10 protein-coding genes are annotated in these 9,450 nt (G+C 32.3%); 6 read left to right on the top strand and 4 right to left on the bottom strand.

The features are described from left to right. Positions 1-26: 26 nt before the first annotated feature. Positions 27-917 (top strand): Brp/Blh family beta-carotene 15,15'-dioxygenase, encoded by an 891-nt coding sequence (locus tag ACKVOD_RS05500; RefSeq protein WP_409208470.1) that lies wholly within the window; start codon positions 27-29, stop codon positions 915-917. Positions 918-988: 71 nt separating this feature from the next. Here ACKVOD_RS05500 and ACKVOD_RS05495 read toward each other — a convergent pair whose 3' ends face one another. Then, positions 989-1,159: a hypothetical protein gene (locus tag ACKVOD_RS05495; protein ID WP_409208469.1), complete on the bottom strand. Its 171-nt coding sequence runs from the start codon at positions 1,157-1,159 to the stop codon at positions 989-991. Between the two features lie 479 nt (positions 1,160-1,638). On the opposite strand from ACKVOD_RS05495, the gene ACKVOD_RS05490 reads away from it, so the two are divergent. Next, positions 1,639-2,535: a hypothetical protein gene (locus ACKVOD_RS05490; RefSeq protein ID WP_409208468.1), complete on the top strand. Its 897-nt coding sequence runs from the start codon at positions 1,639-1,641 to the stop codon at positions 2,533-2,535. 122 nt (positions 2,536-2,657) lie between these two features. Here ACKVOD_RS05490 and dnaK read toward each other — a convergent pair whose 3' ends face one another. Beyond that, positions 2,658-4,541 (bottom strand): molecular chaperone DnaK, encoded by a 1,884-nt coding sequence (gene dnaK / locus ACKVOD_RS05485; RefSeq protein WP_409208467.1) that lies wholly within the window; start codon positions 4,539-4,541, stop codon positions 2,658-2,660. 538 nt (positions 4,542-5,079) lie between these two features. Here dnaK and ACKVOD_RS05480 point away from each other — a divergent pair. After that, positions 5,080-5,286 carry a hypothetical protein gene (locus ACKVOD_RS05480; protein WP_409208466.1) on the top strand — a complete coding sequence of 69 codons (207 nt, stop codon included), beginning with the start codon at positions 5,080-5,082 and terminating at the stop codon, positions 5,284-5,286. Between the two features lie 50 nt (positions 5,287-5,336). Here the strand turns inward: ACKVOD_RS05480 and ACKVOD_RS05475 are convergent, their stop codons facing one another. Together ACKVOD_RS05475 and ACKVOD_RS05470 are read right to left on the bottom strand one after the other, a co-directional pair. Next, entirely contained in the window at positions 5,337-6,377 is a 1,041-nt protein-coding gene (locus tag ACKVOD_RS05475; protein WP_409208465.1) for an RluA family pseudouridine synthase, read from the bottom strand. Further along, on the bottom strand, positions 6,367-6,981 hold the full coding sequence (locus ACKVOD_RS05470; RefSeq protein WP_409208464.1) for a PASTA domain-containing protein: 615 nt from the start codon (positions 6,979-6,981) through the stop codon (positions 6,367-6,369). Before ACKVOD_RS05470 ends, ACKVOD_RS05475 begins: the two co-directional genes overlap by 11 nt. A gap of 120 nt (positions 6,982-7,101) precedes the next feature. On the opposite strand from ACKVOD_RS05470, the gene ACKVOD_RS05465 reads away from it, so the two are divergent. From ACKVOD_RS05465 to coaD, 3 genes are all read left to right on the top strand, one after another. Further along, positions 7,102-8,073 carry a D-alanine--D-alanine ligase gene (locus tag ACKVOD_RS05465; protein ID WP_409208463.1) on the top strand — a complete coding sequence of 324 codons (972 nt, stop codon included), beginning with the start codon at positions 7,102-7,104 and terminating at the stop codon, positions 8,071-8,073. Between the two features lie 156 nt (positions 8,074-8,229). Then, on the top strand, positions 8,230-8,808 hold the full coding sequence (locus ACKVOD_RS05460; RefSeq protein ID WP_409208462.1) for a TMEM175 family protein: 579 nt from the start codon (positions 8,230-8,232) through the stop codon (positions 8,806-8,808). Position 8,809: 1 nt separating this feature from the next. Next, positions 8,810-9,268, top strand: a complete 459-nt coding sequence (coaD, locus tag ACKVOD_RS05455) for a pantetheine-phosphate adenylyltransferase (protein ID WP_409208461.1) — start codon at positions 8,810-8,812, stop codon at positions 9,266-9,268. Positions 9,269-9,450 lie beyond the last annotated feature (182 nt).

Here is a 9,450-nt window from a genome sequence, read left to right as displayed (position 1 = left end):
TATATTTATAAATAAATAAATAAAATATGAAAACATATTCAGGTTTTGCAATTGTAGTAAGCTTTTTTGGTCTATGGATGGATTCCTATTTCTCGACCAAAATTCAGGTAATTTCTGGTTTTCTATTGATTTTATCATTTGGTATATTGCATGGAGCAAATGATTTGCAATTAATAAATAAAATTGACGTCGTAAAACATAAAAATTCCGCACTTCGGATACTTGTTTATTATATAGTAGTTGTTTTAATGGGGATTTTGTTATTCTATATTTTTCCACTTGCAGCACTATTGAGCTTTATAGTTGTAAGTGCTTATCATTTCGGAGAACAACAGTGGCAAAAATTATCAAATACACTACCAATGTGGTCGCTAATATTGTATCAATTCTTATATGGATTCACTGTTTTATTTTTACTCTTTGTATTTAATTGGAATCAAGTACAAAATATAATATTTAATATTACAAAATTTAAAATTCCTGTAGGTTATTTCTTGGAATCTTTAAAAGTATCAGGAATTGCTTATATTTGCCTTAGCTCTTATTTATACATGAAAATTTTGAAAATAAGAAAAAAAATACTGTTAGAATTATTTCATTTAATTGTGTTTACAATTATTTTTAAGTCTTCTAGTTTGATATGGGGATTTGCAATTTATTTTGTTGTTTGGCATAGTATCCCATCAATTATAGATCAAATAAAATTTTTGGACGGCACGGTTTCAAAAGAAAATTTTTTATCTTATTGCAAGGCCGCTGGAGTTTATTGGTTTGTATCGATGCTAGGAATTACTTTTATCTATATTGTTTTTAAAGAAGAACAACTTTTCAACGCAGTTTTTTTCTCTTTTTTAGCTGCAATCACTTTTCCTCATGCTTTTGTTATAACAAAAATGTTTGGAAAAAAAAATAACTAAAATAATTTTATGTTTTATTGCATGAGGAAGACCATCAAAAAATAAGTAAATAGTCAAACGTTACTAAAATATCAAAATAAACTTTCAAAATAAGAAAGTAGTCTAGAAATAATACCTTGCTTATCTTTGAAGTCTACACCTTTCTTTTCTACTTTTTCAAAAGCTCTAAATGTTGAAATAAAGAAAGCTAAAAAAGAACCTAAAACAATAATATTGAGAATTATAATTCCTATATTTTCCATACTATTTTTTTAGTTTAAGATTTAGAAATATTAAAAACCCAAGAATAGTTGGAGGCCATAATCCAATAAAAATAGCCCTTTCTGGATTTTTTAAAACCAAATAATGGTATTCTGATATAAATATTAAAACTGCAACTAATAACAAAATAAATAACTCCGATTTTTTGAATTTTGTAAACATAATACTTTACTTTTTTTATTGATCACCTTCAAAATTATAAAAAAATATCACAGATTAGCAATATATTTTAACTTTAACTATTGTTTACTCAAATATGAAAATAAAAATTATACTTTTAATAAACATTCGTAAAATTATAGAGTTAAAAATCAATTAAGCCTTACAAAGTAAAATACTAATTTTTATATATAATTTGACAAGTCAATTTTACCACCGATGTTATTTGCTAAAATCAAATCAACATCACGAAAACCTATTTCAAAGTAAAACTAACAAATAAATTAAAAAATTTACTTTTATGACAAAATTAGATTCATTGTGTGTGTTTTTCTTATCTGATAATTTTAAGAAAAAAATTGAAAAGGTTATTATCTTTTTATCTATTAGTTCTTTTTTGTTACACTTGACTTTTATTGTTTTAAATAAACTGCAAATCATTCAATTTGAAGAATTATCCTATTTATTTATTCATCCCATATCAGCGATTTACACTCCATTTTCATTTATCCTTATCTATGAAGTTTACCTATTAGTGTATTATTTACCTAAATCGACTTCTATTTATATCGGCAAACAATATGAAATTATTTTATTAATTGTTATACGACGTATTTTTAAAGATATTTCTAACTTGGAATTTACAAATAATTGGTTCAATGTAAAGTACGACCTTATTTTTATGTACGATCTCGCTGCTGTAATAACATTGTTTTATCTAATTTTTAAGTTTTATCAACTTAATGATGAAAACATTATTAACAGTCGAAAGAAAGATAGTAAAATTAGCGCCGAAGTAAAAAATTTCATTAAAACAAAAGAATATATCGCCACTTTTTTAGTCATAATTGTTTTCGTTTTATCGCTTCACAGCCTCGGAAATTGGTTGCTGGATAGCTTTTCATCTATTGATAAGTTGGTTTATGAGTTTAAAGATGTAAACAAAATATTTTTTGATGATTTTTTTACATTATTAATTTTGGTTGATGTTTTTTTACTTTTATTTTCATTTTTACACTCGGATAAATTCAGTAAAGTAATAAGAAATTCGGGTTTTATAATTTCAACAATAATGATTAAACTTTCTTTCAGCACTGAGGGTATATTAAATATTATACTTATAGTAATGTCGGTGGTATTTGGAATCGTTATATTGGCGATACATAACAAATACGACAAATTAGAAAGTGATTTTTAATTTCTTTACAGTATTTAAACATAAAAACCGAGCCATTTCTGACTCGGTTTCTCTTTTTTAGATTCCGCGAAAAACGCGGGATAAGCGATTCACATCCCGCGAAAAACGCGGGAGTTCTTTGCTTACTTCACTTCTTCATATTCTACATCTTGAACATTGTCGCCTTGAGCTTCCCCTTGTGGCTCAGCAGCTTGTTGACCTTGTTCTCCTTGGGCATACATCGCTTCGGTAGCTGTTTTCCAAGCTGCGTTGATGTTGTCTAAAGCCGTTTGAATTGCTGGAATATCTTGAGATTGGTGCGCCATTCTCAATTCAGTCAAAGCATATTCGATAGCTACTTTGTTGTCATCCGTTAATTTTTCACCCAATTCTTTCAATTGAGATTCTGTTTGGAAAATCATTCCGTCAGCTTCGTTCAATTTCTCCGCTCTTGATCTCAATACCTTATCAGATTCAGCATTGGCTTCAGCATCTTGTTTCATTCTTTCAATTTCTTCAGAAGTTAATCCAGAAGAAGCTTCGATACGAATATCATGAGATTTACCTGTTCCTTTATCAGTTGCCGAAACTTTGATGATACCATTAGCATCAATATCAAAAGTTACTTCAATTTGAGGAACTCCTCTTGGCGCTGGTGGAATACCATCTAGGTTAAAACGACCAATCGTTTTGTTATCAGCAGCCATTGCTCTTGCACCTTGAAGAACGTGAAGTTCAACTGTTGGCTGAGAATCTGCAGCTGTAGAGAAAATTTGAGATTTTTTGGTTGGAATAGTTGTATTAGACTCGATAAGAGTTGTCATAACACCACCCATAGTTTCGATACCTAAAGATAAAGGCGTAACGTCAAGCAACAATACATCTTTTACATCTCCAGAAAGAACTCCACCTTGAATAGCTGCTCCAATTGCAACAACCTCATCAGGATTTACTCCTTTTGATGCTTTTTTACCAAAGAATTTTTCTACTTCGTCAGCGATTCTTGGCATACGAGTAGAACCTCCTACAAGGATTACTTCGTCAATATCTGAAGTTGATAAACCTGCATCTTTCAACGCTCTTGCTACTGGAGCCATAGAACGTTTTACTAAACTATCAGATAATTGTTCGAATTTAGCTCTAGTTAATTTTTTAACTAAGTGTTTTGGTCCTGAAGCCGTAGCAGTTACATAAGGTAAGTTGATTTCAGTTTCAGCAGAAGATGACAATTCGATTTTTGCTTTTTCAGCAGCCTCTTTAATACGTTGTAATGACATTGGGTCTAAACGCAAGTCAATTCCTTCTTCAGCTTTGAATTCGTCTGCCAACCAGTCAATAATGGTTTGGTCAAAATCGTCTCCACCTAAGTGTGTATCTCCATTAGTAGACAATACTTCAAAAACTCCGTCTCCTAATTCTAAAACAGAGATGTCAAAAGTACCTCCACCTAAATCGTATACAGCAATTTTTTGATCTACTCCTTTTTTGTCTAATCCATAAGCCAATGCTGCAGCTGTAGGCTCGTTGATAATACGCATTACTTTAAGACCTGCAATTTCACCCGCTTCTTTTGTAGCTTGACGTTGTGCATCGTTAAAGTAAGCAGGAACAGTAATAACTGCTTCAGTTACCGTTTGACCTAAATAGTCTTCGGCTGTTTTTTTCATTTTTTGAAGCGTCATTGCTGACAATTCTTGAGCAGTGTATAAACGACCATCAATATCCACACGTGGTGTATTGTTATCTCCTTTTACTACTGAATAAGGAACTCTTTTTGCTTCTTCTTGAGTTTCAGCAAATGTGTGTCCCATAAAACGTTTGATAGAAGCAATAGTCTTGGTTGGGTTAGTTACTGCTTGTCTTTTAGCAGGATCACCTACTTTAATTTCTCCACCTTCAACAAATGCGATGATTGATGGTGTTGTTCTTTTTCCTTCTGCGTTAGGAATAACAACTGCTTCGTTACCTTCCATTACAGAAACACAAGAGTTGGTCGTACCTAAATCAATTCCGATTATTTTTCCCATTTTAATTATATTAATTTTATTATATACTTATTTTACAACTTGAGTTGCAATAGTCAATCTTTGTGCCATAGCTATTATGCTCCAAAAATTGTCAGTTTACAGTATTATTGTCTAAAAAAATATGACAAGATGACATTTTATTTAAGATTTAGAGTTGAATACAACTTAAAAACACTTCTTCGTTACTCGTGAAGACAGGCTTAATAGTATATCTAACTTTATTACTCCGAAATCATTTTATAGTCGAAAGTACCTAAATAAATGAAAATAATTAATTGTTTTTGTGAAAATTTTAAAACCATTTAAAACTTAAAATTGAGTATTATTTTACAATAAAAACTATGAAAAAAAACGACTATAACATATTTATTAAAATCATTCGCAGTAGCTTTTTTCATGGTTGAAAGTTCTATGAATGCTCAGGTATTTGTAAAAAATTATGACAAATACTTGAAAGAAGACAGAATCAATAATGAAGTTTCTATACTAGAAGATATTAAATTGAGTGTTATTTTTATTGGTAACGACAGAGGTGATATTGTATTTTATTTTTTATTCTGGCGATGCCGATAGATATTATAAAGTGGGAACCATTAAAGAAGGAGTTTCAAAAGAGAATTTGAAATACCGTTACATTTCTACTGTTGACGAAAGCGGAAAATCGGTTATCATACAATTATTCGATAATGGTGTTTTAAGATTACACGCCCAAGATTATACTATCGAATATCAAGAAACAAAATAAAAAAATTTTGATTAAAATTCAAAAGCCCAGATTGGTTTTTTTTTATGGCATTATTCTTCTTCCTCGCTCGTATGCGTTTTCGAATATCCTCTCCATTTCTCAATACAATCCTGAAAGTCTTGTGGTAATTCCGTATCAAAACGCATCATTTCGCCAGTATTAGGGTGAATAAATCCAAGTGTCTTGGCATGCAACGCTTGTCTTGGCAGAGCCTTGAAACAGTTATCGATGAATTGTTTGTATTTCGTAAACGTGGTTCCTTTTAAAATTAAATGACCACCATAACGCTCGTCATTAAAAATAGGATGTCCAATGTGTTTCATATGGACACGTATTTGGTGGGTCCTTCCCGTTTCAAGAATACAAGAAACCAAAGTGACATAACCAAAACGTTCCAAAACTTTGTAATGGGTCACGGCAGGTTTTCCAATTTCGGGATCGGAAAAAACCGCCATTTGCATACGGTCTTTTACATGTCGGGCAATATTGCCTTCAATGGTTCCTTCGTCGGCAATCACATTGCCCCAAACCAGCGCCATATATTCTCTTTCGGTAGTTTTGGCTTCAAACTGTTTAGCAAGATGCGTCATAGCAGCCTCGGTCTTGGCAATCACTAATAATCCCGAGGTGTCTTTATCTATTCGATGCACTAAACCAGGTCTTTCGCTACTATTCATCGTTAAATTCTCAAAATGAAAAGCCAAAGCATTGACCAGAGTTCCTGTATAATTTCCGTGACCGGGATGCACCACAAAATCAGGAGGTTTGTTGATAAGTAAAACCGAAGCATCCTCATAAACAATATTCAGCGGAATATCTTCTGGATCAACTCTGTTTTCAAATGGCGGATGCGACAACATAATGCGCACTACATCCAATGGTTTTACTTTATAATTGGATTTTACAGGTTTGTCATTTACATAAATATCACCAGCAGTGGCGGCATTTTGTATTTTGTTCCTTGTCGCATTGGGAATCATGTTCATTAAATACTTATCAATTCGCAGGAGCAACTGCCCTTTTGGAATATCAAATCGATAATGTTCAAACAATTCGTCTTCTAAATCTAAAGCATCACTATTATTGCTCATGAGCAGGTAATTCATTCATGTCTGTGACCAAACTATCTACTTCTTCTACATAACTTTCTTTGCCATCCCCTAAAACCAAATCAATTTTTGAGGCTTTCAAAACATGGTCACCTACCTTTAGGTTTCTTCCTTTGCAACGCATTTCGAGCACCATATCTTTTCCTAGATTAGGAATATAGGTTATTGTTCCTTCTTCAAGACCCAATGCCTTCAATGTGGGCGAAGCTTCCCGATAGGTTTTCTGAATTAAATCTGGAATTCGCACGGACGAAAATCCAGAAGCATTAATTTTTATATATACTTTTCGTCCCTCTTTTACTTTTGCTCCAGGCAAAGGATCTTGCTCTACAACACTATATTTAGGAAAATCACTATTATAGTCTACGCTGTCAAGCAATACATAATCTAAATTCAATTCGTCTAATTTTTCTTCGACTTGTTCTTCGGTCAACTTAGCCAAATTAGGAACTGTAATTTCGTGTCCGTGATCGGTAGTAAAAGTTAACCAATGAATGAAAAAGTAACTCAAAACGGCAATAATAATAAAAGCAAGAAAGGCTTGACCAAAAAACACACGACTGGTAAGGTATCGACGTAAGCTCATAAATTTATTTTTTGTAAGCGACAAAGATAAAGTTATTTCGTTCCAAAAAAAATTCTAATTTTGTTTTGAATAGGTTTAATCGGTCAATCGATTAAACGTTTAACCGATTAAACGTAAAAAATGAAAAACATTGCCATCATCATGGGCGGATATTCCAGCGAATATAAAATCTCCTTAATCAGCGGAAACGTGGTTTATCAATTTCTAGATAAAACAAAATTTAACGGTTTTAGAATCCACATTTTCAAAGAAAAATGGGTTTATGTAGATGCTAACGACGGGGAATTCCCAATCGATAAAAACGACTTTTCAACCACCGTAAATGGAACTAAAATCACTTTCGACTGTGTTTTTAATGCCATTCACGGAACGCCTGGCGAAGACGGATTGATGCAAAGTTATTTTGAATTAATTGGCATGCCACAATCTTCCTGCGATTATTATCAAGCCGCACTAACCTTCAACAAACGAGATTTATTATCGGTTTTAAAACCCTACGGAATTAAAACTGCCATCTCCTATTATCTCAATAAAGGCGACCATTTTGACACAAACGAAATCATACAAAAAGTAGGTTTGCCTTGTTTTGTAAAACCTAATAAATCAGGTTCAAGTTTTGGAATCTCTAAAGTAAAAACGGCTAACGAATTACCAATTGCCATTGAAGTGGCGTACAAAGAAGACAATGAAATCATCATTGAAAGTTTTCTTGACGGCATCGAAGTTTCTGTTGGAGTAATTAATTATAAAGGAGAAATAATCGTTTTGCCCATTACTGAAATTGTTTCAGAAAATGACTTTTTCGATTATGAAGCCAAATACCAAGGAAAATCACAGGAAATCACGCCTGCCAGAATCTCGGACGAAATGACGCAAAAAGTAAGCGAAATTGCAAAACGAGCCTACGAAATTCTAAAAATGAAAGGCTTCTCCAGAAGCGAATTTATTTTTGTTGATGGCGAACCTTACATGCTCGAAATGAACACCATTCCTGGATTGACCACCGAAAGTTTGATTCCACAACAAGCCAAAGCGGCCGGAATTTCATTAGAAGATTTGTTTACTAATGCTGTTGAATTGGCTTTAGCTTAATGATTTCAATTGCCGTTTTAACCAACGGATAGGATGAAATGGATTTATTGGCTTTAGCCTAAAATTAATTCATGTTTTGGCTAAAGCCAACTGCATATTAAAATTTTTAAGCCTTGGTTAAAACAAATAGCAATAAATTTCAATAAATTTAAAAACATGAACAAAAACAGACTTGAAGCCTTTAGTGATGGTGTTTTAGCCATTATCATTACGATAATGATTTTGGAAATAAAAGTTCCAAACGATAGTAGTTTTGAATCTTTAAAGCCGTTAATTCCTGTAATTTTGAGTTATGTTTTGAGTTTTGCTTATGTTGGTATCTATTGGAATAACCATCATCATATGTTCCAAGTTGTAAAAAAAGTAAATGGTTCCATTTTATGGAGCAATCTTTTTTTACTTTTCTGGCTGTCTTTGATTCCTTTTGGCACAAGCTGGATTGGCTCTCAACATTTTGCAGCAGTTACAATGAGCGTTTATGGTATTATTTTATTGATGTGTGCTATTTCTTATACGATTCTTCAAAATAAAATTATAAAACTAGAAGGTAAGGATTCCATTTTATACAAAGCTTTTGAAAAAGATAAAAAAGGTAAAATATCGTTAGCTTGTTATATTTCAGCAGTTCCTCTAGCGTTTGTTTCGCCTTGGATTTCTGGATTACTATACACCACAGTTGCTCTTATTTGGATTATTCCGGATAGGAGAATTGAAAAACAAATAAATAATAATTAAAATGAGAAAAGCCATATTCCCCGGTTCCTTTGACCCCATCACTTTGGGTCATGAAGATATTATCAAAAGAGCTATACCTCTTTTTGATGAAATTGTAATTGCTATCGGAATCAATGCCGAGAAAAAATATATGTTTTCTCTAGAAGAAAGAAAAAAGTTTATTGAAGAAACCTTTCAAAATGAACCAAAAATCTCGGTTATTATTTATGAAGGTTTAACAATTGATATTTGCCAAAAAATTAATGCTAATTTTATCTTGCGAGGGCTTCGCAATCCAGCCGATTTTGAATTCGAAAAAGCTATAGCGCATACCAATAGACGAATGTCAAAAATTGAAACTGTTTTTTTATTGACCGCCGCAAAAACATCGTATATCAGTTCCAGTATTGTTAGAGATGTTATCCGAAATGGTGGAAAATACGAAATGTTAGTTCCTGAAGCAGTTCAGGTTAAAAAATAAAATTTAAACAAACTTTTACCCAAAACAACAAAAAAAATGAGTCTAGAAAGAGAATTAATTAAACGCAGTGGCGGAAAATGTGAACTTTCTGGCGTTACCGAAGATTTAATAATGTATCAAGTTCTTCCAACCCGAAAAGGCGGTCTTGACGAAACTATTTTGGTTAATAAAACACTTGTTGA

Origin of the sequence: Flavobacterium sp., assembly GCF_046155325.1 — a bacterium.
Classification (GTDB): domain Bacteria; phylum Bacteroidota; class Bacteroidia; order Flavobacteriales; family Flavobacteriaceae; genus Flavobacterium.
The sequence above is the reverse complement of the archived record's forward strand: the minus strand, read 5'-3'. Positions and strand labels throughout refer to the sequence as shown.